At 52.6% G+C, this 25,197-nt stretch carries 23 protein-coding genes; 6 read left to right on the top strand and 17 right to left on the bottom strand.

Translation table 11 applies throughout. The features are described from left to right. Positions 1–32: 32 nt before the first annotated feature. Complete coding sequence (locus F7P81_RS03400; protein ID WP_151158572.1) at positions 33–785, bottom strand: hypothetical protein; 753 nt, start codon at positions 783–785, stop codon at positions 33–35. Positions 786–949: 164 nt separating this feature from the next. Here F7P81_RS03400 and F7P81_RS03395 point away from each other — a divergent pair, with 164 nt between their 5' ends. Further along, positions 950–1,978: a sugar-binding transcriptional regulator gene (locus tag F7P81_RS03395; RefSeq protein ID WP_246176022.1), complete on the top strand. Its 1,029-nt coding sequence runs from the start codon at positions 950–952 to the stop codon at positions 1,976–1,978. A gap of 54 nt (positions 1,979–2,032) precedes the next feature. Here the strand turns inward: F7P81_RS03395 and F7P81_RS03390 are convergent, their stop codons facing one another. From F7P81_RS03390 to F7P81_RS03375, 4 genes are read right to left on the bottom strand one after another with little or no spacing between them, the layout of a single operon-like run. Beyond that, complete coding sequence (locus F7P81_RS03390; RefSeq protein ID WP_151158570.1) at positions 2,033–3,031, bottom strand: TRAP transporter substrate-binding protein; 999 nt, start codon at positions 3,029–3,031, stop codon at positions 2,033–2,035. 26 nt (positions 3,032–3,057) lie between these two features. Continuing rightward, positions 3,058–4,887: a TRAP transporter large permease gene (locus F7P81_RS03385; RefSeq protein ID WP_151158961.1), complete on the bottom strand. Its 1,830-nt coding sequence runs from the start codon at positions 4,885–4,887 to the stop codon at positions 3,058–3,060. A 2-nt stretch (positions 4,888–4,889) separates the two neighbouring features. After that, positions 4,890–6,020, bottom strand: a complete 1,131-nt coding sequence (locus F7P81_RS03380; protein ID WP_116086604.1) for an LLM class flavin-dependent oxidoreductase — start codon at positions 6,018–6,020, stop codon at positions 4,890–4,892. Between the two features lie 39 nt (positions 6,021–6,059). Then, positions 6,060–6,896 carry an ABC transporter substrate-binding protein gene (locus F7P81_RS03375; RefSeq protein WP_151158569.1) on the bottom strand — a complete coding sequence of 279 codons (837 nt, stop codon included), beginning with the start codon at positions 6,894–6,896 and terminating at the stop codon, positions 6,060–6,062. Between the two features lie 254 nt (positions 6,897–7,150). Here F7P81_RS03375 and F7P81_RS03370 point away from each other — a divergent pair, with 254 nt between their 5' ends. From F7P81_RS03370 to msuE, 3 genes are read left to right on the top strand one after another with little or no spacing between them, the layout of a single operon-like run. Further along, on the top strand, positions 7,151–7,537 hold the full coding sequence (locus F7P81_RS03370; RefSeq protein ID WP_151158568.1) for an ArsR/SmtB family transcription factor: 387 nt from the start codon (positions 7,151–7,153) through the stop codon (positions 7,535–7,537). Between the two features lies 1 nt (position 7,538). Beyond that, a complete protein-coding gene (locus tag F7P81_RS03365) occupies positions 7,539–8,213 on the top strand; it encodes a glutathione S-transferase family protein (protein ID WP_151158567.1) in 675 nt (224 codons plus the stop codon). Continuing rightward, positions 8,210–8,770: an FMN reductase gene (gene msuE / locus F7P81_RS03360; RefSeq protein ID WP_151158566.1), complete on the top strand. Its 561-nt coding sequence runs from the start codon at positions 8,210–8,212 to the stop codon at positions 8,768–8,770. Before F7P81_RS03365 ends, msuE begins: the two co-directional genes overlap by 4 nt. 9 nt (positions 8,771–8,779) lie before the next feature. Here msuE and F7P81_RS03355 read toward each other — a convergent pair whose 3' ends face one another. The 7 genes from F7P81_RS03355 to F7P81_RS03325 all read right to left on the bottom strand — a co-directional run bounded on the left by F7P81_RS03355 (position 8,780) and on the right by F7P81_RS03325 (position 15,785). Continuing rightward, positions 8,780–9,673: a DMT family transporter gene (locus F7P81_RS03355; protein ID WP_151158565.1), complete on the bottom strand. Its 894-nt coding sequence runs from the start codon at positions 9,671–9,673 to the stop codon at positions 8,780–8,782. 231 nt (positions 9,674–9,904) lie between these two features. Further along, complete coding sequence (locus F7P81_RS03350; RefSeq protein WP_075654252.1) at positions 9,905–10,768, bottom strand: transporter substrate-binding domain-containing protein; 864 nt, start codon at positions 10,766–10,768, stop codon at positions 9,905–9,907. Between the two features lie 180 nt (positions 10,769–10,948). After that, positions 10,949–11,743 carry an ABC transporter ATP-binding protein gene (locus F7P81_RS03345; protein WP_151158564.1) on the bottom strand — a complete coding sequence of 265 codons (795 nt, stop codon included), beginning with the start codon at positions 11,741–11,743 and terminating at the stop codon, positions 10,949–10,951. Next, positions 11,740–12,474, bottom strand: a complete 735-nt coding sequence (locus F7P81_RS03340; protein WP_022710164.1) for an ABC transporter permease — start codon at positions 12,472–12,474, stop codon at positions 11,740–11,742. The genes F7P81_RS03345 and F7P81_RS03340 overlap by 4 nt, the downstream gene beginning before the upstream one ends. Beyond that, entirely contained in the window at positions 12,471–13,193 is a 723-nt protein-coding gene (locus F7P81_RS03335) for an ABC transporter permease (protein WP_022710163.1), read from the bottom strand. Before F7P81_RS03335 ends, F7P81_RS03340 begins: the two co-directional genes overlap by 4 nt. 125 nt (positions 13,194–13,318) lie before the next feature. Then, the gene (locus F7P81_RS03330) at positions 13,319–14,740 is read right to left on the bottom strand and encodes a M20 family metallopeptidase (RefSeq protein WP_151158563.1); all 1,422 of its coding nucleotides are present in this window, start codon (positions 14,738–14,740) and stop codon (positions 13,319–13,321) included. A gap of 445 nt (positions 14,741–15,185) precedes the next feature. Beyond that, positions 15,186–15,785, bottom strand: coding sequence for a DUF922 domain-containing Zn-dependent protease (locus F7P81_RS03325; RefSeq protein ID WP_151158562.1), 600 nt, complete (start codon positions 15,783–15,785; stop codon positions 15,186–15,188). A 503-nt stretch (positions 15,786–16,288) separates the two neighbouring features. Between F7P81_RS03325 and F7P81_RS03320 the strand changes: the two genes are divergently transcribed. Both F7P81_RS03320 and pepT read left to right on the top strand, forming a co-directional pair. After that, a complete protein-coding gene (locus F7P81_RS03320; RefSeq protein WP_151158561.1) occupies positions 16,289–17,887 on the top strand; it encodes an ABC transporter substrate-binding protein in 1,599 nt (532 codons plus the stop codon). 217 nt (positions 17,888–18,104) lie between these two features. Further along, positions 18,105–19,340: a peptidase T gene (pepT, locus tag F7P81_RS03315; RefSeq protein WP_151158560.1), complete on the top strand. Its 1,236-nt coding sequence runs from the start codon at positions 18,105–18,107 to the stop codon at positions 19,338–19,340. Positions 19,341–19,398: 58 nt separating this feature from the next. Here pepT and F7P81_RS03310 read toward each other — a convergent pair whose 3' ends face one another. From F7P81_RS03310 to F7P81_RS03290, 5 genes are all read right to left on the bottom strand, one after another. Beyond that, positions 19,399–20,508: an SbmA/BacA-like family transporter gene (locus tag F7P81_RS03310; protein ID WP_022710158.1), complete on the bottom strand. Its 1,110-nt coding sequence runs from the start codon at positions 20,506–20,508 to the stop codon at positions 19,399–19,401. Positions 20,509–20,734: 226 nt separating this feature from the next. Continuing rightward, positions 20,735–21,676, bottom strand: a complete 942-nt coding sequence (locus F7P81_RS03305; protein ID WP_151158559.1) for an isoaspartyl peptidase/L-asparaginase family protein — start codon at positions 21,674–21,676, stop codon at positions 20,735–20,737. Between the two features lie 64 nt (positions 21,677–21,740). Beyond that, the gene (locus tag F7P81_RS03300; protein ID WP_022710156.1) at positions 21,741–22,625 is read right to left on the bottom strand and encodes an ABC transporter permease subunit; all 885 of its coding nucleotides are present in this window, start codon (positions 22,623–22,625) and stop codon (positions 21,741–21,743) included. After that, entirely contained in the window at positions 22,622–23,542 is a 921-nt protein-coding gene (gene gsiC, locus F7P81_RS03295; protein WP_151158558.1) for a glutathione ABC transporter permease GsiC, read from the bottom strand. The genes F7P81_RS03300 and gsiC overlap by 4 nt, the downstream gene beginning before the upstream one ends. Before the next feature lie 115 nt (positions 23,543–23,657). Beyond that, entirely contained in the window at positions 23,658–25,187 is a 1,530-nt protein-coding gene (locus F7P81_RS03290) for a glutathione ABC transporter substrate-binding protein (RefSeq protein ID WP_151158557.1), read from the bottom strand. Between the last annotated feature and the right edge of the window lie 10 nt (positions 25,188–25,197).

Genomic DNA, 25,197 nt, shown 5'->3' with positions numbered 1-25,197 from the left:
GTAAAATACATTCTTACGGCGGTGTCTTGTCTTTACGGCAGATGAAAAATCAGTGTGGCAAACAGTTTTTGCAGAGCCGCTTCATCCTTGTTGTGCAGGCTTTCAAGAATGCGCTCGCCGCGTGCTTCCACTGCCAGCAGGGCGCTTTCCAGATTATCAATATTTTCCATATCGACCGGTTTGGCCGTTGCCAGTCCACAGGCCAGACTAATGGCCGCAAAGCCTGAAATCAGAGCTTGTTCGGACAGGCTGCTGGACTGGTGCACCGGCTGCTGGCGCAATATTTCCTGAAACAGCGCCGTGCACAGTCTGGCAGTCTGCTGGATCACATCAGTTTTCGGGTCATGCAGGCGGGCAATATCCGCACTATAGCGCTGTTTCATATGATTATAGACCGACATGAAAACGGCTTCCTGAATCAGCACGTTTTCTGCTTTGTTGCGGCGCAACACGGCCTTGGTCAGATAATACATATCGCGATGAAACGCGCGCTGCCCTTCCTGCCCGCTTGTGAAATAGAAGCTCAAACCCTGCACATCCGGCGCAGTGTCATGAATGGACGGATTGTCGGAAACCAGAGAAATCGAGATATTTTCAGCAGTGCTGAATGCTTTATCCATCACTGTTGCCGCAACATGTGCAGCACGGTTGAGGACAATATCCGGCAGGATTGCCGGTTCAGCAGTCTCATTCTGGCCGTGACGGGTACGGCGCAGGGCATAACGCAGGCCTCGCAGCTTGTCTTTGATACTGACGGCGATGTCGTTCGGAATGTCCTGATGCATGGTCGTTCATCCTGCGCGCATGATGCGGGTATAACCCGAAATGATGACGGGATTATTGTTTCTTCATGGCTGAAAAAGCAATAAGCTGCGCGCAGAAAAACCTGCTTATCGGCCAGTCTTTCAGCAGGTCGTATAAGTATGTGCAAAATATTCGGGGAATTGGGTTGAAAAGCACAAAGCGCAAATCGGGTAATGTTCAGGAAACACCGGAATTTATCGTCGGATCAGAAAGCGTCGCCAGCGAGAATAAAACCAACCGGCTGCGCACCCGCGCGGCATGGATGTATTATGTCGAGCAGATGACCCAGAATGACATTGCGGATGTGCTTGGTGTCGGTCGTGTAACGATTGTGCGGCTGCTGGCCGAAGCCCGTGCCCGCAATGAGGTGAAGATCACGATTGAAGGCAAGCTGGCCGGTCTGACTGCGCTGGAAAGAATGCTGGAGCAGACATTCGGGTTGGAGCGGGCAATCGTTGCGCCGCTGTCAACGCCGGAGACTGACCCGATTGTGCCGATTGCCGCTGCAACCGGTGCTTATCTTTCCGAGAAAGTACAGCACGGCATGCGCATCGGTGTGGGCTGGGGGCGCACATTATCCGGCACTTTGCAGCATATCGGTGCGCGCAGTCTTAATGATCTTAAAGTGATTTCGCTTCTCGGCGGAATTGCACAGCCGCGCCGGTTCAATCCGCCGGAATTTGCCTGGCAATTCGCGCAGATTTTTCAGGGCGAGGGCTATCTGATTCCCGCTCCGGCACTGGTTGACAGTCAGGAAACGCGCGAGGCATTGGTTGAGCGCTGCGGTTTGAAAGATGTTTTCGAAATGGCTGATGATCTGGACATGGTTCTGCTCAGCATCGGCGGCATTGAGACGGCCAGTAGCACATCCTATCGTGTTGGTCTGATAGATGACGTGCAGAAGCGCTCTTTGATCGAGAATGGCGCAGTCGGCGATATGCTGTTCCATTTCTATGACCGCAATGGCGAGATTGTTTCCGATCCGGTGCATGAGCGCGTGATGTCGGTCAGCATGGATAAGTTGCAGAAAGCACCAGTGCGTATCCTTACTTCCGGCGGGCCGGAAAAAGTGGTGGCATTGCTTGGTGCAATGAAACTGCTGAAGCCGACAGTCTTCATCACCGATGAAATCAGCGCCGCTGAAATGCTGAAGAAATATCAGGCTGAGAGTTAAGACTCTAAGGTCTCCCTCCGGCTGAGGAGGGAGACGTCCTGACCGGTCTGTGAGTTAAAGATTTTTGATCGCATTGATGCGGTCGATACCGCCGACAACCGGTGCGAAATCATCCCATACGGTTTTTGCACCGGCCTGCCACTGGTCATAATTTTCCGGTTGCAGAACCTGCGCACCATGCTCTTTGGCTGTGGTGATCGCTGCGGCTTCATCATCAACGATCAGCTGATTAAAGTAGGTGGTGGCCTCTTGGGATGCTTCCTGCAGCACCTGCTGTTGCTCGGCATTGAGACCGTTCCAGAAATTGGCAGAGAAATAGACCACACCCGACGCCCAGATATGGCTGGTTTCCGTGACAAACGGCACAACCTCATAGAGCTTGAAGCTCGCATAGGCAGATTTTGTCAGATCCATCGTATCGGCAACGCCGGTTTCCAGTGCATTATAGGTTTCCGTGATCGGAATACCCACTGGCGTGGTACCGAAATTACTCCAGAGTTTTGTGTGCAGCGGGCTTTGAATAGTGCGGATGCGTTTACCTTTGAGTTGTTCCGGTTTGGTCACAGCTTCTTTAGTCAGCAAATGCCGTGCGCCATAATTGATAAAGCCGGTAGCGATAAAGTTCTGCGCTTTGAGCTTTTCTTTCAGATCATTACCAGTCTCGCCCTGTACGGTTTTCAGCACATGGTCAGCATCTTTAAACAGGAATGGCAGGTCGAGAATTTGCAGCTCCGGAACCCAGCCGGAAAGCGCGGAAACGGTGGAGAGGCTGCCCTGTATTGAGCCGAGGCGGATACCCTCAGCCACTTCCTTTTCACCGCCCAAAGCACTGTCTTTGACGATGTTGAAACGGAATTGTTCCGGCAGTTTTGCTTCCACGAGATCACGGATTTTCAGCCAGATTTTGGTTTCCGGCTTATCGTCGCCAAACAGTGAGGCGATAGTGATAGCGGTTTTGGCCTGTGCCGTGCGGATGAGGGCAGGCATGGCAAGGGCGGTGGCAGTGCCGAGCGTGGCTGTGCGCAGAAAATGGCGGCGGTTAAGCGTAATCATAGCGGGAGGATCCTTATGAGAGCAGGTCAGATGAGCAGAGCCCATGCGCCGAGAATGACGAGAGAAAACAGCAGAGCGATGAAATAGGGTGTCATGGCTTTGAAAAGAGCCGTGGCGGGGAGGCGGGTAACACCGCTGACCACAAAAACCAGCATGCCGACCGGTGGTGTCAGCCCGCCGATCATGAGATTGACCACGAGAATGACGCCGAACATCACCGGATCAATACCGGCAGCAACGGCAATTGGCAGAAAGATCGGGCCGAACAGCAAAATGGCAGCACCAATATCCAGCACAAGGCCGACAACCAGCAATACGAGATTGATGGCAATCAGAATGATGATCGGGTTCGCGCCAAGACCGCTGACGAGATCGGAAATCGTGCCGGAAATATCATCCACCGCCAGCAGGAAAGCGAAAGGACTGGCCGTGCCGATAAGTAAGCCGATAGCAGAGGCTTCTTTGCCGGATTGCCTGAAAATATCATAGAGCGATGCAGTTCCGACTTTGCCGATCAGAGCCATGATCAATGTATAGAGTGCAGCAATAGCAGCAGCTTCTGTGGTCGTAACTACGCCCATGCGGATGCCGACAACCACGATAATGCCAAGGCCGAAAGCGGGGATGGCACCGATGGCTGAATGCAGGCGTTCCTGTCCGCTGGCACGCGGCTGTGTTACCTGTTCACGCACGGTCAGATGAATGGCGACGGCAAGGCAGAGAGCCATGACCGCACCGGCAAAAAACCCGCCGACCAGCAATGCGCCGACCGAGAGATTGGTTGCCGCTGCAAGAATGAGAAAGGCAATAGACGGCGGGATCACATTATCCAGCACAGATGTTGCCGCAATAATTGCACCGGCCTGCGCAGGCGGATAGCCGCGCTTTACCAGTTCCGGCTGGAAGGTTGCAGCGCCAAAGGCCGCATTGGCGACAGAAGAGCCGGAAGCACCGGAAAACAGCACACTGGTCAGCAATGTGGTTTGTGCCAATCCGGCACGGCGATGGCCGACAAGTGAGGAGGCAAATTGCACGATCTTCTGCGCAATGCCTGCGGCGGTAAGCAGGCTGCCCGCCAGCAGAAAGAACGGAATTGCTAGCAGCAGGAATTTGGAAACACCGGTCACAGTGGAAGACACCACAGCCGGTTCCGGCAAGGTGCTGCCAAAGGCAATGGCAATATAGGCGGCGGCCAGAAATGCATGGGGTAGAGGAGCCGCAACCAGCAGTCCGGCCAGAGCAATCAGACCCAGCACAATACTCGGGCTTAAATCCGTATCAATATGGATATGGCTGACCGCGATATAGAGCGCCGTTGCCAGCAGACCGGCAATCAGCAGATCCGGTATTTTATTCTCGCTGATGCGCTGTAGCCCCAGCACAATCAGAATAAAGAACCCGCCGAGACCGAGAAAGCCGAAACGTATCCATTCCGGCAGGCCGAGTGTCGGAGAAATGCCGCCAAGCAGCACAGCAATCCGCGCGCTGCCGAAGCTGAGGATCAGCCCGCTCATCAGCGTGAAAGTGTCCGCAATAATAGCTGCGCCACGCTGACCCGAAGGCGAGAGACGGGATGTCACCAGATCAAGCCGCATCGCCAGTGCCGAATTGATTGCCAGCGGCGCACCAAAAGCAATCAATGCAACATAGAGCCATGTGGCCAGTTCTTCAGAGCCGAGAAGACCGGTATTAAACCCGTAGCGCAGCACCACTGTTGTCAGCACAATCAGCAGCAATGCGGCAAGGAGCGCTGCACAGATTGCACCCAGCAGATTTTCAATGCCAGTCAGCATTGTTCTGGCAAAGGATTGCACCGGTGTTATTGCGATCGCGGGATAGGTCTTCACTGTACTCATCATCAAGCCGGAACTGCCTTAGAGAGGTCGCGGTCAAACAATGTCGACCATGTGTAATTCTTTGCTTGCTTTACTTCTGTTGAAACATCAAGACGCGGCAGCACAGTTTCTCCGAAACGATAGGCTTCTTCCAGCAATGGCATGCCGGAGAGGATGAATGTTTCCACACCCGCTTCACGATAGGCTTCCAGTGTGCGGATAACCGTATCCGGCGAGCCGACAATTGCAGTGCCCGGACCCGGACGCACAAGGCCGATACCCGCCCAGAGGTTTGGTGCAACTTCCAGATCACGTAAGTTCTCAGGCTTAACACCGCCATGCAAAGCACTCATGCGTTTTTGACCAACGGAATCCGTGTTGGAAACAAAACGCTGATTGGCAGCAATGGATGCGGCATCCATCTGGGCATAGAGATCATTGGCGGCCTCCCATGCTTTGGCATCAGTATCACGCACAATCACATAAAGCCGGATGCCATATTGCATAGTACGGCCGAATTGCTTGGCGCGTTCTTTGACCTTGGCGATTTTAGCTCCGATCTGCTCCGGCGTTTCGCCCCATGACAGGTAAGTGTCGGTATGTTTGGCGGAAACATCGAGCGCTTTATCGGAGGAACCGCCGAACCAGAGCGGCGGCGGGGTAATCGTATCACCCACCGGCAGTGCCAGTTTGGCACCGGTTGTGGTGAAATATTTGCCCTGATAATCCACGCTCTCTCCGGCAAACAGTCTGTGCCAGATGGTCAGATATTCATCGGCCATATCATAGCGTTCATCATGGGGAATGTTCATACCATAGGCGCCGAGCATTTTGGCGTCACCCGATACGACATTGACCAACAGACGGCCGTTGGAAAATTCCTGAAAACTTGCAGCCATTTTGGCAAGCAAAGTCGGCGCAATCAGACCCGGATGGATGGCAACGAGAAATTTCAGCCGCTCTGTATAAGGCAGCAGCGAATTGGCTAATCCCCATACATCATGGGCGCCGGTGGCAAAGAGTGCGCCGGTATAGCCCAGCTGGTCATAGGCCATGGCAAGCTGCTTGTAATAGCCGAGATCAACCTTGCGGGAACCTTCAGGCTTCCACGGATAAGCACCGTCAGGTGCGCACATATACCAGAAAATATTCATATCATTGTCCGTATTCTTAAATTTAGGAGATTGTGGCGATCAGGCAGCTTGCGGATAAATCTGCGCAAGGCGGTCAAAATGCCCGTGACGATGCAGAACTTCTGCTTCTGTCTGCTGTTCTGTGAGAATGGTTTCATCCGCCGGAATGACAGTGAAATCGCGTGAGGCAATCACCTTTTCCCAGCCTTGCAGACTGGCTTCCGTTGCACCGCTTTCCACCAGCCTGCGGGCGGCCTGATGTGGGTCTGCTGTGATTTCGTGGCCGATCCGTGCCAGTTCCTGCGCAATTTTTAGGCGGGATTGGGCATCAAGCCCGCTGCTTTCCAGCGTCCAGAACAAAGAGCGGTTGGGAATAGTAGAGCCGCAGCGCGAGAGCAGACGGATATCATCACGCTCAAGGGCATTTTCCAGACGTGGTGCCATAGCAATCCACGCATCAACACGACCGTCGAGCAGTGCAGGCAGGGCATCATTCACTTCCGGTTCGACGCGTTCAATATCGGCGAGGCTGAGACCGGCTTCTTCCAGATTGCGTGCTAGATAATAGGTCTGGAAAGAGCCGTCCACCAGCCCGATGCGACGGTGTTTCAGATCAGATGTGGATTTGATCGGGCTGTCAGCGCGCACCAGAATTGCGCCATTGGCAGGGCGCGGAGCGGAGGCGGCGATATAGTTGACAGGCAACCCGTCCAGAGCTGCGGTGATCGGCGGGGTTGAGCCGGTGCCGCCAAAATCAATCTTGCCTTCTGTAATCAGTCTGCCGGTGTCGCGCCCTTCGCGATAGGCAACAAACTCACCATCGAGTGCGGCAAAGGCATCAGGCCAGACCTGTGCGATACGCAGATGCAGATTGCTGGGATGAACACCGATTTTCATAAACTGCCCTTTCAGAAGACAGGCAGAAACTGGAATTATCCGCCTGTGGTACTGAGATACAATTTACGTTTTTGTAAAATGAAAGCCAAAGCGGGCTGTTCTAATTTTGTGCGGCTTTGTAACGGATTATTCTAGTTTTTGGCATGTGCGCAGGTCATAATTTTTAACGCTTGAATTTATAACATATTGATTAATATCAGTTATCAATATATTTTTTTATAGAATGTTTGCGCGTGGTTATAATGAGAGGTTTAATGACCAAGCCGGTTGCAGCCCGTTTATGCCGTTCCGTCACCACAGCGAGTGACCTGCTCAAGCTGATTGCCAATGCAAACCGGCTGGCGCTGGTGTGCTATCTGATGGAGCAGGAAGCGCAGGTCGGTGAGCTGGAAGCGGAACTGCGTATTCCGCAGCCGAGCCTGTCGCAACAATTGAGTATTCTGCGTGAGGCAGGTGCTATTGCCTGCAGGCGCGCCGGCAAGACAATGATCTATAGTGTGGCTGATCCGCGTGTTGAGCAAATTGTGCTGCGGTTGCGGGAGATTTTTGACGGGCTGGAAGATGTGACCGGACGTAATATAACAAACCGCCAAACATCCGATGCGATGCCCGACCTGATGCCCGACCTGATGTTTGACTGATATGATTGATCTCTACACATGGATTACGCCCAACGGACTGAAAACCTCCATTGCGCTGGAAGAGTTCGGCTTGCTTTATCAGGCGCATGCAATCGACCTGACCAAAGGCGAGCAGTTCTCTGAAAACTTCCGCAAGATCAGTGCGGGCTCTAAAATTCCGGCGATTGTCGATCATTCAAACGGGCTGACATTGCTGGAATCCGGTGCAATCCTGACTTATCTCGCAGAGAAGACCGGCCGGTTTTTGCCAATATCAGGCGCTGAGCGCTATGCGGTGCTGGAATGGGTGTTCTGGCAGGTTGGTGGTTTAGGCCCCACACTTGGCCATGCGCATTATTTTCTGACCTATCATCCGGACGTGGCACCGGCAGCCTCCGCACTTTTCGCAAGTGAAACCAAGCGGCTTTACGAGAAGCTGGAGCAGCATCTCAACGGCAAAGATTATCTGGCAGGCGATTATTCCATTGCTGATATGTCAGTCTGGCCGTGGGTGTCGCGTTTTGAACGTCATAAAATCAATCTCAATAATTATCCCTCCGTCCGGCGCTGGTATCTGCAAATCGCCAAACGGGAAGCTGTGCAGCGCGGCTATCGCGTGCCGGTTTTTACGGGGGAGATTCCTTTGCCGCCCCCGCTGACACATGAAAATTCTGAAAGTTCTGAGGAAAGACTATGAGTGCGCCCCGCATAACCGGATTTTCCGGCAACCTGACCAGCCCGTCCAAAACCCGTGGCTTTGTTGAACATATTTCCGGACAGGTAGCTCTGGCCCTCGGCGGTGTGTCATCTGTCTATGATATTGCCGATCTGGGAGCGTCGTTCCCTGCTGCACGCTGGCCGTCGCAACTCGACAAGCAGGCTTCTGACATTGTCGATGAAATTGCCGCTGCTGATCTGCTGGTTGTCGGCACACCGACTTATAAAGGCAGTTATACGGGACTGTTCAAACATTTCTTCGATCTGCTTGATCCGAAATTACTGCGTGGCAAGCCGGTCATTCTGGCCGCAACCGGCGGCGGTGATCGCCATTCGCTGATTGTCGAGCATCAGTTGCGCCCGTTATTCGGATTCTTTGAGGCTTTTGCACTGCCGACCGCAATCTATGTCTCGGATCGTGACTTTACCGACGGGCAACTCAGCAATCCTCTGATTGAGAGCCGTATTACACAAGCGGTTTCCGAAGCCGTGCGTGTGGTTTCCGGCCATCATTATCAGCAACAGGCGGCTGAGTGAGCATTTCACTCAGCGCAGCATAATCAGTGCCATTCCGGCCACTACCAGCAGAGCGCCAAGCCATGCACCATTGGCGGGGCGTTCACCGGTGCGCAGCCATAGCAGCGGCAGAATAATCACCGGTGTTGTGGCCGAGATGGTGGAGACAATGCCGACCTTACCGCCGGAAAGCGCAAAGAGCAGCAATGTCATGCCGAGCGCCAGCGAAAGAAAGCCGGTCAAAGCGGTGAGGAAGGCAATCTTCAGCGTAAAAGGCTTTTTGGGCTTGAGCGCCGGAACCGGCAATTGTGTCAGCACGGTCAGGCAGCAGGCCGCAATGCCAACACGTAACAGCGAGGCCAATGCCGGATCAATCCCGCTGGCCATGACTGGGCGGGCGATAATGGAGCCGATGGCCTGACCGGTTGCCGCTGCCAGCCCCAGCCCGACACCGATCCAGAGCGGGCCTTTGATCTTTTCCCATTCATGGATTTGTGCACGGCGCTTGCCAAATAGAATGGCCAGTAACACGCCGGATATCGTGACGGCGATACCGAGCACACCCATAGGTGACAATGTTTCATCCAGCAGTATCCAGCCAAGCACGGCGGCAATCGGTGCATTGAGCGCAAACAGAATACCGGAGCGGCGGGGGCCGAGGCGGTTCAGTGCAGTGAACAGTAAAGAGTCGCCGACGAAAATCCCGATCAGGCCGGAGAGCAGCAGCGGAACTGCACTGTCCCAGCTGAGATCACGCCATGTACCGGAAATCAGCACATAGACCAGCAATAATCCGGTGACGAAAACCTGCCTGCCACGGTTGAATGCCAATGCGCCGACATGACCGGCGGGAATGGCAGAAATAATACCTGTAAACGCCCAGCAAGTCGCGGCTCCGAGTGCGGCGAGTTCATATACAGGCATAGTCGTGATCCGGATGCAGGATGAGAAATGTTTGAATAACAAAGGCTTCTACAGATACAAAGCCTTGCCGTCCAATCATATTGCGCAGAGCGGATCATCAAAATTTCAGATCAGATCATGTCTTTATGCGATGACCGGATTTGAGCATGGTCTTGTTGCTTTTGCTCACGATAAAAAAATGTGGCCGCGAAAATCGCAGCCACATTCATGATTTCAAATTGTGTTCGTAACTTATGGAGTTACGTCAAAACCGAACCATTTTTCGGACAGCTTCTTGATTGTGCCGTCAGCTTTTGCAGCTTCAATCGCTTCGCTGAACTTCTTCTGCAGTTCTGGTTCGTTCTTGCGCAGACCAACGGCAACGCCGCGACCCAGAACGCCGCCTTTGAAGTAAGGGCCGGTCAGAACGATATCTTCATTGCCTGGCTTTTTCGCAGCATCGGCCAGATAGGCCAGCGACGCTACAACCAGATCAACGCGGCCGGACTTCAGATCCAGATCGTGCTGTTCAGTGGTCTTATATTCGCGGATATCAGCGGAATCTTTGAAATAGGTGTTGAGCAGTGTCAGGCCGAGCGAAGCGGTCTGTACGCCAACAGTGCGGCCTTCGATTGAAGTCGAAAATTCGCCGATGGCTTTCTTCGTGGCTTCATCTTCATTGGCAAGGAACAGAGTTTCGCCGGTATGCGGCAGTTTCGCATAAGGGCTGTCTTTCAGCGTTGCGAAAGTCTGTGGTGTCAGGCCGTAAGAAACCGAGAAATCAATGGTTTCTTCGCGCTTTGCTGTGGCGGTCAGGCCAGCCATGATCGCGTCGAATTTACCGGCGTTCAGCGCAGGGATCATGCTGTCAAATGGTGTTGCAACGAGCGTGCATTCCACTTTCATATGATCGCAGAGATATTTGCTCAGCTCGATTTCATAGCCGTCGAGTGTGCCGTCCGGCTTGGTGAAGTTGTACGGACGGTAAGCACCTTCAGTTGCGATGGTTACTTTGGTCCATTTCTTTTCTTCAGCCTGTGCAGTGACGCTGGCCGATACGGCGCCGAGCAGCATTGCAGAAGCAAGAAGCGATTTGGTGATGAGGCTGATTTTCATAGAAGCACCCTGTTTACAATTATTCTTGTTCACTTAGAGCGGCTCCATTCAGGATTGAACTTTTGAGCCGCTCTGTCTCTTTGTCTTTACGCATTATCCTATGTATCGAAGTGGGAATAGAAATCAGTCCAGCGAACTGATTTCCCCGCGAAGACGCTTCGCACTTTTGCTGGAAATGCTTTAACCCGCATTTTCGTGGCTGATGAATTTGCGGAAACGCTCTGACTTGGAATTGGTGAAGACTTCCGACGGTGCGCCGTCTTCTTCAACCTGACCCTGATGTACAAAGATAACGCGGTTGGAAACGTCACGGGCAAAGCCCATTTCGTGGGTCACGACCAGCATTGTACGGCCTTCTTCAGCAAGTCCGCGCATCACGCGCAGAACTTCACCTACCAGTTCCGGATCAAGTGCGGAAGTCGGTTCGTCAAACAGCATTACTTTTGGCTTCATCGCCAGCGCGCGGGCAATCGCTGCACGCTGCTGCTGACCGCCGGACATATGTGAAGGGTAGTAATTGCGCTTATCGGCAATACCGACTTTCGCCAGCAGTGCTTCCGCTTCTTCAATGACTTCAGCGCGGTTGCGCCCCTGCACATAGATCGGCGCTTCAATCACATTTTCCAGAATGGTTTTGTGTGACCAGAGATTGAAGCTCTGGAAGACCATGCCGAGTTCCGAGCGGATGCGCGAGACCTGTTTCTTGTCGGTCGGGTAGCTCTCGCCTTTGGAGTTCTGCGCCATCTTGATGGTTTCACCGGAAATGGTGACCGTACCGGATGTCGGTGTTTCCAGAAGGTTGATGCAGCGCAGCAATGTGGATTTACCCGAGCCAGAAGAGCCGAGAATGGAGATCACTTCACCTTCGCGGGCTTCGAGCGAAATACCTTTCAGCACTTCGACCTGACCGAAATTCTTGCGCAGGTTTTCGACTTTCAGCGCGACCGGTGCGGATGCGGATACTGTATTGCTCACGATGCTTTTCCTTCAGTAGGAATATTGGCCGGTACGCTGACAGGAACAGGCTGACGCAGATATGGCGTCAGACGGTATTCAGCCAGCAGCAGAAGACGGGTCAGAATGAAGTTGATGGACAGGTAAATTGCACCGGCAACGACAAAAACTTCAATCGCGCGATAGCTCTCGGCAATCAGCTTGGCAGCAATACCGGTCACTTCCATCAGCGTGATGATCGAGGCCAGCGAGGTGGCTTTGACCATCGAGATCATTTCATTGCCATAGGCAGGCAGTGCCTGACGGATAGCAAGCGGCATGACCACACGGCGGAAAGCGGTGAAGCGCGACATGCCACAGGCTTTGGCTGCTTCAATCTGGCCATGAGGCACGGATAGCAGACCGCCACGGATGATTTCACCGGCATAGGCGGCTGTGTTCATCGTCAGAGCGATAACTGCACACCAGTAAGGTTCACGCAGGATTGGCCACAGGAAAGAGTGACGGATCGCCGGAAACTGGCTGAGGCCGTAATAGATGATGAAAATCTGCACCAGCAGCGGTGTGCCGCGGAATACAAACACATAAATACGAGCAATCCAGTCCAGCACAACATTGCCGGACAGGCGCATCATCGCGATGACCAGAGCAAGACAGGCACCCAGTGCAATCGCAGTCGCGGCCAGTTTCAGGGTCAGAGGCAGACCCGCCAGCATAGCGACGAAAGATTCAGCGAAGAATTCAAAACTCATTGGGCTCTCCTCACGCCGCGGGAGAAATAGCGCTCAGCGGACTGCAAAATGCCGCCTGAAACAGACGAAATCAGCAGATAGAGGGCACCGGCGATCAGGAAGAAGTTGAATGGCAGTCCGGTTGAACCGGCACCGATCTGTGCCTGACGCAGCAGCTCCACAACGCCGGTCACGGAAACCAGAGCGGATTCTTTCAACGATACCTGCCACACATTGCCAAGGCCCGGCAGCGCATGACGCAGCGACAGAGGCGCAATGATACGGCGGAATTTCAGCCAGCGACCCATGCCACAGGCGGTTGCTGCTTCCAGCTCGCCTTTGGCAACGGCTTTGAAAGCACCACGGAAAACTTCCGTATGATGCGCACCGCAGGAAATGGCGATAGCCAGCATACCGGCGAGGAAACCCGGAAAACCGAGGAAACCTTCAGCGCCGAACAGTTTGCCGATTGCGGTAATCGCTGCACTGCCGCCGAAATAAAACAGATAGATAATCAGCAGGTCAGGAATGCCGCGGATAATGGTTGTATAACCATCCGCGATGGTACGGGTAATCCGTCCGCCTGAGATTTTTGCCCAGGCACCGAACACGCCGATGACTGCGCCGAGCAAAAAGCCGGTCACAGCAAGGGCAACACTCATTAATGCGCCGGTGAGCAGAACTTGCCCCCAGCCGTCAGGCCCGAAGCTGAGGATTTCAAAAAAGCTGAGTTGCTTCATAATGTCCTTGGCCGGTTAGAGCAGTTTCAGGAAAAGTGGGAACTGGTTTTCCGTCCGAAACTGCGTGTGAATAGAAGGAGAGATGAAAGAAATGGTTGTCATAATGGATTCCTGTAGCCCGCTGACTATGCTTTTTGCACGGGGAGGGCAGGCTGCACATCATCCGGTATCGGATTGATGAAAACTGTACCGCCGAGGCGTTTCTGATGATCTGCTTTGGCCGCTGTAATATGTTCCGGATTGCGGAACAGTTCTGCAGCGGTGCTGCTCATGATTTTCGCTGCATGTGCCATGCCTTTATGGGCTGCAGGCAATTTCCCCTGCGCCACCATTTGCCATGAATGCAGCGGCGTGCCGATTGCGCAGGTCGCACCGCGCATTTGCACAGTTGGTACCACCCAGCTTACACTGCCCACATCGGTAGAGCCGACAAGGGAATTATCCCCGTTATACGGCTTATAGATCTCTTCGCATAGGGCAAGTCCGTCTTTTGGCTCAACACCAAAGCGGCGGAAAGCATCCGAAATATCTTCTTTGCTCAGAGTATCCTGAAATTCGCGGGCAGTCTTTCTGTCCTGCTCGTCAAAAACAGGTGCGCCGAGACGTTCCAGCTGAATCTGCATCAGCTGTTCAAGGGTTGAATTGCCGATCAGATTGGCATCACCGCTGATGATCTCATCACGCACGGAGGTTTCCGTCATCAGGGCTGCACCCTGTGCAATTTTACGAACGCGTTCCAGCAATGTCTGCATTTCCGGCAGGCTGAGCGCGCGGATCAGGTAACGCACTGTGGCTTTGGCTTGCACCACATTCGGTGCAATGCCACCGGTATCGGTGACAGCATAATGGATACGGGCGCTGGAAGGCATATGCTCGCGCATATAATTGACACCGACATTCATCAGCTCCACGGCATCCAGCGCACTGCGTCCTAGATGCGGGGCGGATGCGGCATGGGCTGCGCGGCCGGTAAAATGGAAGCTGATTTCATTGCAGGCCAGAGAAACCGGATCATTGACACCGGCAAAAGGAGCGGGATGCCAGCAGAAGGCGACATCCACATCATCAAACAGGCCTTCACGAACCATGAAGCCTTTGGCCGAGCCGCCTTCTTCCGCAGGGCAGCCGTAATAACGCACACGGCCTTTGATGCCGTTTTCTGCCAGATAATCTTTCAGCGCAGAGGCTGCGAGAAGCGAGCCGGAGCCGAGCAAATTATGCCCACAGCCATGACCATGGCCGCCGCGCTCAATTTCCTGCGGCTCTGCCAGACCGGCAATCTGGCTCAGACCGGGCAGGGCATCAAACTCACCGAGAATAGCAATGACAGGGCCGTCTTCACCGGCTTCGCCCATAACGGCGGTCGGCAGACCGGCAATACCGCGCTCTACGCGAAAACCTTCATCCATCAGCATCTGCGTATGGGCATCGCTGGCTTTATATTCTTCATAATTGGTTTCAGGATTGTCCCAGACTGTATCACTCAGATCAAAATAGGCAGGGCTTTTCTCTTCAACGATATCCCAGATATCAGAATGATTTTTCAATTGCCTGCTCCGTTTGATCCTGACACGCGCTGCATCCTTTACGGATAGTGTCGTGCTATGCTCGTTTACCCGTTCAGACTGGGAAGATGAAGGGGTATTACAACTTATTATTGAGTGCTGATAAAATTCCTTGGCCCCGCTTACAAGTGCTGATTACATCAAAAGCTGCCGTTCAACATAGTTTGATGCTGATACGGGCTGTATAAAGACAGCATGCGGGTCTGGAATATCCTCCGTTGCAGACAACCTCCTCTTTCTGCGCGCTGATAACTACAGTGACGAAATGGCAGAGTACAGGCACAATAATGCTCAAAAAGACGGCATTATTTGCCAATATGGATGATTGATGTGCCGAAACGGGCGCGAAACAGCGATTTTGAACACTGTTTTCGGCTGAGAATAAGCATAATGGTCAGTTTTGACGGATGTATAAAGTGGTCGTGATTCAGTGGCCGTTGACCAGCCCGAGGATCAGCTGATGAATATTTCCGCCCTGTGCCATATCTGAACGGTCAAAATCGCGGCCGCGCTGGCGCTGTTCCTGAAACAGTTCCGAGAGTACTTTATTCAGCTCTGTTTTGAACTTGGTGCATTTCGGATCATTGGCAACGGACATCCCGACGGTGGCCGTTTCAATTTTCTGCACCATTTCTTTGATGTAATCGCCGTGAATATGTTCATGTTTTTCAATGCCGGCATAAAATGTTGCCCAGAGCGCGGCAGTCTCCGGCGGTAGCTTTTGCGCCGGTTTCGGCAATGTATATGTAATTGTCAGTTTTGGTTTGGCAGAAACCAAAGTGCAGTTGCCATCATCGGTTTTATATTTGCGCGACCAGAGCAATGTGAAATTTGTATGCGCAATGGTGCGTCTGTTCTTGCTGATCTGCGGACCTTTTTGGCCGATGGAAGCATAGAGCTCGGGGCCAGTTGTGCCGGAGACAGTATAGGTTTCCACTTTCTCAATCGCCTGCCATTCAGCTTGTGCACTGCCCGCCCAGATTGTGCCGGTTGCAAGCAGGGTGAAGAAAATACTTTTAACAGACATGCTATCTTCCGGTTTGACCGACATTGTTGAAAGAATGCCGGAACCGGCGTGTCTATACCTAGAGCGTATCCCGAAAAGTGTGAAGCGCCTTCGCGGGAAAAACAGTCCACTGGACTGTTTTTTATCCCGCTTCGATCGGATAGCATATGCGCAAAGTAAAAAGATCGAGTATTTTTGCCGGAATGGATCGCATCAGTGAAAGCATCATTCGAATGGCGACAAGCCGGTCTCCCGTTTCACCGGTTCTGAGCCTCCCCTGATTTAGTTGGGATGATTGTGATTTTATTCAAAATTATCAATGGTACTCGAGCAGAGATCGTTCCACTATCACGATACGGAATCACTTAACTCCGGTCATCAATCACTTTGTGACCAGACTAAGAGCGTAGTCTGAAGACTGTGAAACAGTTTTCAGGATGCGCGTAAAATGAACAGGCAAGGCAGTTCTGTTGGTTACTTGAACAGAGAGGTTTTGTCTGCCGGATGGAATGGGGAATACCAGTATGAATATTTATAAAAAGGCGCTTTCGGCGACAGCACTTGCCTTGCTGCTCGGCGGAATGGCCTCTGCTCAGGCTTCAGCAAAAACACTGATTTATTGCTCTGAAGCAGCACCGGACAATTTTGATGCGGCAACCACCACATCAGGTGCAACTTATGACGCTTCGGCGCGTAACGTGTCCAACGGTCTGATTAAAATCAAGCGCGGTTCAACAGAACTGGAACCGGGTCTGGCCGAGCGCTGGGAAATTTCGGAAGATAGTAAGGAATATACTTTCTTTCTTCGTAAAGGCGTAAAATTCCAGACGACCAGCTATTTCACACCAACCCGCGAATTCAACGCGGATGACGTGATTTTCAGCTTTGACCGTCAGGGCAACAAAGAAAATCCGTTTTACGGTAAGGGGACATGGCCGCAATATGGTGCTTATTCTTTCCCGACACTGATTAAAGAAATCCAGAAGATCGACGATCATACGGTTAAGTTCGTGCTGAACCGTCCGGAAGCAACAATGATTGCTTCGCTGTCGCTAACCTTTGCTGTAATCCAGTCCAAAGAATATGCGGATCAATTGGTGGCAGAAGGCAAGACCGATCAGCTGAGCCAGTTGCCTGTAGGTACCGGCCCGTATCAATATGTGGATTATCAGGCAAACAGCGCTGTGCGTTTTCAGGCCAATCCTGATTACTGGGGTGGCAAACAGAAGATCGACAATCTGATTTTCGCGATCACACCAGATGCTTCCGTGCGTTATCAGAAGCTGAAGGCTGGCGAATGCCATATCATCGCTTATCCGAACCCAGCGGATATTGATGAGATGAAAGCGGATACCTCGCTTGAAGTGCAGCGTAAAGAAGGCCTGAATATTGCATTCATGGCCTATAATACTGTTGTTGCACCATTCGACGATGTGCGCGTGCGTAAAGCGCTGAATATGGCGATCAACAAACAGGCGATCATTGATGCCGTATTCGGTTCAACCGGTATGGTTGCGGTCAACGCAATGCCTCCGGGTGTTTGGGGCTATAATAAAGACGTTAAAGACGATGCCTATGATATTGAAGCATCGCGCAAGCTTCTTGAAGAGGCCGGTGTTAAAGGTCTTTCGATGAAGATCTGGGCAATGCCGGTGCAGCGTCCTTATATGCCGAATGCCCGCCGTGCAGCGGAATCGATGCAGGCTGATCTGGCAAAAGTTGGTGTTAAAGCTGAGATCGTTTCCTATGACTGGAGCGAATATCTCAAACGCTCGCTCGAAAAAGACCGTGACGGTGCAGTCATGCTCGGCTGGACCGGTGGTATGGCTGATCCGGACAACTTCCTTGCAGCTTTGCTGGGTTGTGAAGCTGTCGGCAGCAGTAACCGTGCCAACTGGTGTAACGCTGATTTCGAAAAGCTTATTCAGGCAGCGAAACTGACCACGGATCAGGCAGAACGCACCAAGCTTTACGAGCAGGCGCAGGTAATCTTTAAAGAACAGGCTCCGTGGTTGACGATTGCCCATCAGGTAATGGAACAGCCGGTCAGCAAGAAAGTCAAAGATTTCCGTATCGATCCTTTCGGCGGTTATCTCTTTGAAGATGTTGATATCGAAGAATAAGCAACACGATCTTACCCGTTTTTGGTGAGCACTTGTTTCAAAATCAATGGCGCCGTCACCGGCGCCATTTCTGCAAGATGAAATGAAACTGTAAGCTGATACCAAAGTTCATTGAGTAAAACTCATTGGACTTTGGTTAAGCCCGTGTGGTGATTGAACATTTTCAAGGCGTGATGCGTTAGCATCTTAGCGCCTTGGTATGAGGTAAAAGAATCCGATGGATATTGTTGAACGCTTTCTGAACTATACCCGTATCAATACAACAGCTGTATCCGATGCGGGAAAACTCCCGTCCAGCAGCGGCCAGACGGAACTCGCCAATCTTCTGGCAGGAGAGCTGCGCGATCTGGGATTGTCCGTGGAAATGAGAGATCATTCCATCGTGGTTGGTACATTGCCGTCCAATATCAAAGATGCCGGCCGTCAGGCACCGGTGATCGCATGGGTCGCCCATATGGATACCAGTGGTGAATATACTACTGATACCAAGGCGCATGTGGTGGAGTATCAGGGCGGGGATATCGTCCTCAATAAAGCGCTTGATATCGTGATGCGCGTTGAGGAATTTCCGGAGCTGAAAAATTACGAAGGCGACCGTATTATCGTGACAGACGGCACCAGCCTGCTGGGTGCGGATAACAAGTCAGCGATCGCTGAAGTCATGCATGCGATGCAGGTGTTGCAGGATAATCCGCAGATTGAGCATGGCGAGGTTAAAGTCGTGTTTGTGCCGGATGAAGAGATCGGTCTGCTTGGCGCGAAAGCACTGGATGTACCGAGCCTCAATGCGGATTTCGCCTATACGCTGGACTGTTGTGCAGTGGGTGAAATTGTCTATGAAAACTGGAATGCCGGTGAGTTCCACATCACTTTCCGCGGCCAGCCTGCTCATCCGATGTCGGCCAAGGGCAAGCTGCGCAATGCTATTCTCTATGCCCAGCAATATATTGGTATGCTGCCGGCGGGTGAAAGGCCGGAACATACGGAAAATCGTGAAGGCTATTACTGGGTCAAAGCTATTCAGGGCAGCGTGGCATCTGCCAAAATCGTGGTTGATATCCGCGATTTTACGGTAGAGGGCTATGATAAACGCCGTAATTTCATTGATACACTCGCTGCAAGTTTTAATCAGTTGCATGGTGAGGGCACAGTATCGGTTGAATATCGTCCGATGTATCGCAATGCTGCCGAAGGCCTGAAGGGCGATAATTTCTATCCGGTTGAACTGGCTCTGGAAGCGATGAAAGCTATTGGTGTCGAACCTTATGCCATTCCGATGCGCGGTGGCTATGACGGTGCGGTTCTGTCAGAAAAAGGTCTGCCTTGCCCGAACCTGTTCTGCGGTGCGCATAATTTCCATTCGATCTACGAGTTCCTGCCGGTTGGTTCTCTGAACAAGGCATCGGAGATGGTGATTGAGATTTTGAAACGCGCAGCAGCGGCTAAACGCTGATTAAACATACGAACACAGTTATGAATGTTACAGGCGCGGTGTTATTCCGCGCCTGTTTTTATTCTGTCAGTAACAATGTGTGGAAACCGGTAATACGCAGCAGATGCGCGCGCCATTCGGCAATGGCCTGATAATTATTCACATACCAGCGCAAGGCTGAATAGACCTGATTGAACGCGCCGACTGTCATCATCAGGCCACCAAAATTCAGACCGCCGGAAAAATAGATCGGGGCGGCGGCCAAAATCGGCACCACAATGGCCATCCAGCCAAAGCCTGATGAAATCCATGTGAGATTGGTCTCCATGAGGATCAGCTTTTTTATGCTGGAATACAGGCCTTGAAATTTGCCGCGCAAAAAGCCGATTTTACGCTCACTCTCATTGGCCATCGGGTAATTATCGTTTTCACTAATAATCTTAACAAGAGCGGTTCTGAATTCAGCTTCCTGCGCTTCTCGTGCGGCGTTGAGTTTGACCAGCCCGCGCCCCACCAAACGGCTGAGGGCAGACGCAAGACCAACATAGAGAATGGCCGCCCAGACCATATAACCCGGCAGTGAGAATTCGTAGCCGTTATAGCGGAATACAAAACCTTCCGACACATTCCACAGAATGCCGATAAAACTGAACAACAGAATAGAAGATTGAATGAATCCGATTGTCAGTCCGGTGGTTGAATCTGCCAGCTGTCTTGTATCCTGATGGATGCGCTGGTCGGGATTTTGCGCATAAAAACCGGTCTTATCGAGTTTAGATGCCTTATTGCCATGCAGCCAGCAATCAAGAAGATTTTTGACGATAGCTTTGCGCATCACCACGGAAAGCGTTTGCTGAAACCAGTTTTGCGCAACATTGAGCACCAGCAATCCGGCAGCAATGAAGACAAAGATCTGCAACTGCCGGATAAATTCCGGAACATCCCGCTGCTCAATGGAATTATAAAACGGTACATTCCATTGATTGAGCGTTACCTGCCCATAGGCGGTTGCCAGCAAAATCAGCAACAGCGTAACAGACATGGCTGCCAGTTTCAGAAACTCTTCCGAGGAATTCAGAAGCCTGCGCAGAATGCCGAGTTGCGTGAAAAAGGGAATGTCGGGTAGGTGGCTGTCGCTCTGAGGGTCTTGTTGATGTGGCACCGAAATGACTTCTTTCAGCTGCTGCATAATTTAAAATCTTAGAGCGACCATTGTGCGCCCCATTGGGCGCACGGCGCTCTAATGACCCTGTAATTTTAGGCTGACTGCAAAGTAATAGAATTCGGGGAGCCGATCCAGAGCGGCCATTGAAAAAAATACGCTGCAATTTCATCAATGATAGCAACGACGAGCAAAAGAATCCCCCGAACCATTGCTGATCGGGGGATTGTCTCTTCAGAACTGAGCAGGAAGATCAGTCTTCTTTGCCGTAAATACCGGTATGGATGACACCATCAGCACCGCACCATGCGCGATACATGCCGGGGCTGTTGAACGGCAGTTCGATATTGCCTTTGGCATCAACGGCGATCAGGCCGCCGGAGCCGCCGAGCTCACCGAGTTCCTGCACTACATCGCCTGCAGCCTGTGCAAGGCTCTGGCCTGCCCAGCGCATACGCGCATCAATTTCATGACCAGCCGCCCAGCGAATGAAATATTCGCCATGACCGGTGGCGGAAATTGCAGCGGTTTTGTCATCCGCCCATGTACCGGCACCGATCACAGGGCTGTCACCCACGCGACCCGGTGTTTTCGCGGTCATGCCACCTGTGGAAGTCGCAGCAGCAATATGGCCATTTTTATCGAGCGCAACCGCACCGACTGTACCGTGTTTGCGTGCCGGATCACCATCATCCGCAAGACCAAGACGGCGGCGTTCCATTTCCGCTTTCAGTGCATCGAGACGTTGCTGGGTGCCGAACCATTCCGGTTCCATCATTTCCAGACCGGCATTTTCACAGAAGCGCTTGGCACCGTTACCAGCGAGGAACACATGCTCGGTCTGTTCCATCACCGCACGTGCTGCCAGCACCGGATGACGCGGGCCGCAGATGCCGGTGATCGCACCGCAGCGGCGTGTCTCGCCGTCCATCACGGCAGCATCCATCTCATGGGTAGCATCAGTGGTGTAAACTGCACCGCGACCGGCATTGAACAGCGGATTGTCTTCGAGCGCCATAACGGCGGCGGTGGCTGCATCCAATGCGCTGCCGCCTTCATGCAAAATTTTCAGACCGGCTTCGAGACAGGCTTTGAGGCCTGCATGATAGGCGGCTTCCCGTTCCGGTGTCATATTGGATTTCAGGATTGTGCCTGCACCACCGTGGAGTGCAATTACAGGAGTAGTTTCAGACATGGTATTCCTCAGATATTGAAAGCTGTCATGAGAACGCCGTCTCAATTGAGACGGCGTAACTTCATCAGTCAGAGCGTAGTTTCGGATCCAATGCGTCGCGCAGACCATCACCAAACAGGTTGAAACCCAGAACGGTTACGAAAATCGCAATGCCCGGAAACAGGGTAAGGTGATCGGCAACGCCCATATAGGAGCGTCCGTCTGCCAGCATGGCACCCCATTCAGGACTTGGCGGCTGTGCGCCCAGACCGATGAAGGAGAGGGATGCCGCAGTCAGAATGGATGTCCCGATACGCATGGAGAAATAGACGATCACATTTGGCAGTGTGCCCGGCAGAATGTGGCGCAGCATGATCACGCGGTCTTTAACCCCGATGGCGCGGGATGCATCCACATACACAGTTCGCTTGAGCTGCAATGTTGTACCACGGGCAAGACGGGCAAAAACCGGAATCGAGAAGATCGCAACCGCGTAGATCACATTGGTGATACCAGGTCCGAGAATAGCGATAACCGCAATCGCCAGCAGGATGCCCGGAAAGGCCAGCAGCAGATCGCACAGACGCATCACGGCGGAGTCAATCCAGCGGCCGTAATAGCCGGAAATGATGCCGAGCGAGACGCCGACCAGAGCACCCAGTGTCACGGACAGGAAGCCGACGGACAGCGAAATCCGTGCGCCCCAGATGATACGGCTGAAAATATCGCGGCCATAGGTATCCGTGCCTGCCCAATGGGCGGCACTTGGCCCTTGCAGCACAGCATTATAATCTGGAATTGTCGGATCATAAGGGGCAACAAACGGCGCGAAGATAGCCATCAGCACCAGCGTGATGATGAAGATAAGCGCAACCATAGCCACTTTTTGCTTTTTAAAGCGGCGCCAGAATTCAGCCAAAGGCTTGCGCATTTTTTCGGTGGGTTCCACCACAACAGTTGTCGCACTCATTTGTAGCGGATCTCCGGATTTGCGAAGGCATACAGCACATCAACCAGCATATTGATGAAGATAAACTGCAGCGAGAACAGCAGGATCAGCGCCTGAATGACCGGATAGTCACGATAGGACACTGAATCGACCAGCAGACGGCCGAGACCCGGCCATGAGAACACGCTCTCAACCACAATCGAACCACCGAGCAGAAAGCCGAATTGCAGACCGACCATGGTGATGATCGGGATCAGCGCATTGCGCAGGGAGTGTTTCCAGATCACACGGCGTTCCGGCACACCTTTGGCGCGTGCAGTGCGGACATAATCTTCACGGGCAATTTCGATGAAGGAGGAGCGGGTGAAACGCGCCATGACTGCAGCAACACCGACGCCGAGCGTAAAGGACGGCATGACAAAATGCTGCCATGTGCCATAGCCGCCGGTCGGGAACCAGCCGAGATGGACGGAGAACAGGTTGATGAGCAGCAGGCCGAGCCAGAAAGGCGGAAAGGAAATACCGGAAACCGCAATAATCATACCCGCATAATCAGGCCATTTGCCGCGTTTGACAGCGGAGACAACGCCGATCAGCAGGCCGAGAGCCGTTGACCAGAGCATGGCGAACAAGGTCAGCCAGACGGTCGGCATCAGGCGGGCGCCGATTTCTTCCGCAACAGTGCGGCGGGTTTTCAGCGAAATGCCGAAATCACCCTGCACAGCGCGGGTAAAATAGCGGACGAACTGTTCAGGCAGCGGTTTATCAAGCCCGAGCGAGGAGCGCACAACGGCGACATCTTCAGCGCTGGCTTCAGGGCCGGCAACAAGACGGGCAGGATCACCGGGCAACATATGCACGAAGGCAAAAACGCAGACCATCACCATCGCAATGACAGGGATAGTGGCCAACAGCCGTTTGATCAGATAGGCAAACATGGATTTCCTTTCTGAAAAACTGTGCTGACCGTATTAAGCGTATCCCGAAAAGTGCGAAGCGGTTTTCGGATAAGATACGCGTCAAATAGCGGTCAGCACTCGCTTTCAGATGCGATTATTCAGCAAAAGCGGCATCTTCGAGCAAGAAGCCGCGGTCAGGCAGCATATAAACGCCCGACAGGCTTTTGCTCTTGGCAGCAATATTCTGGCCTACACCAAGGAAAATCCACGGTGCATCCTGCCATGCAAGCTTCTGCACTTCCGCATAGGCTTCAGCACGTTTTGCCGGATCTGCAGTTGCAATACCTGCTTCAATCGCAGCATCAACCTTCGGGTTTTTATAATATGCGACGTTGAACATTGCAGGCGGGAAGCTCTGACCGTAAAGCAGCGGGCGAATACCCCAGTCAGCATCACCGGTCGAAGCAGACCAGCCGCCGTAATACAGCTGCACGGTTGCATCTTCAGGCTTATCAACACCCCAGACTTTCTGCGCGGCAACACCGGCTTCAAGCGGCACGACATTGACCTTTACATTGATCTGCGCCAGCTGCTGCTGGATGAACTGCGCGGCACGCAGGGAGCCGGTATTGGAGGCAGCCCAGACTTCTGTTTCAAAACCGGCTTCGAGGCCTGCTTCTTTCATCAGCTCTTTGGCTTTGTCGAGATTGAAAGTGTAGTCACCGGCCTTCACATGGAATGCCAGAGCCGAAGGAATGATGGAATCTGCCGGTGAGCAGTAACCATTGGAGACAACTTTACAGAAAGCGTCTTTATCAACGGCATAGTTCAGAGCCTGACGGACGCGCAGATCGTCAAACGGCTTTTTCAGGTTGTTCATGGCGACATAGGTTTCAACGATCGACGGTGTCGCCTCGACCTGAACATTCGGATTGTTTTCGACTGCCTTCATCAGTTCAGTCGGGAATGTCGGAATGTACTGAGCTTCGCCGGTCTGCAACATCGCAAAACGAGCGCCGGATTCCGGAACGGAGCGGATGGTCACGCCGTCAACTTTCGGCATGCCTTCTTTCCAGTAATTGTCGTTTTTCACGACTTCCAGTGTATCCGCAGCCCAATGTTTGAAAGTGAACGGGCCGGTGCCAACCGGATTACGGTCGATATCTTTGCCGAATTTTTCCAGCGCTGCCGGAGAAATCATCATCGCGCCCGGATGGGCGAGAGAGGCAACCATGGCACCGAAAGGCTCTTTGAGGGTCAGTTTGATGGTTGAATCGTCAACGGCCTGTACTTCCTTAACCATGGAAACAAGGCTGCGGCGGGACAGTTTGTTATCCGGATTGGCAAGGCGGTCGATGTTGAACTTGGCGGCAGCAGCATTGAAATCTGTGCCGTCATGGAATTTGATGCCCTTGCGCAGTTTAATTGTAAACTCGGTGGCATTTTCATTGGCTTCATAGCTTTCAGCAAGAAGCGGGATCAGTTTCATATCCTTGTCGAAACCGAACAGACCCTGATAGATCAGACGCAGCGAGGTCTGGGACAGGGTGTCATTGACCACAGCAGGGTCAAGACCGGTCAGGTTGTCCTGAACAGCAACGGTGAGCGATTTCGCCCATACGGTGCCCGGAAGCATGACAGCGGCAGCTAATGCCGATGACAGCAGAATTGATTTCAGTTTCATTAGTCTCTCC

This window comes from Pseudochrobactrum saccharolyticum (genome assembly GCF_008801715.1).
In the GTDB taxonomy this organism is placed as follows: Bacteria; Pseudomonadota; Alphaproteobacteria; order Rhizobiales; family Rhizobiaceae; genus Pseudochrobactrum; species Pseudochrobactrum saccharolyticum.
Note: the sequence above shows the minus strand (reverse complement) of the source record. Positions and strands in the feature narration are given on the sequence as shown.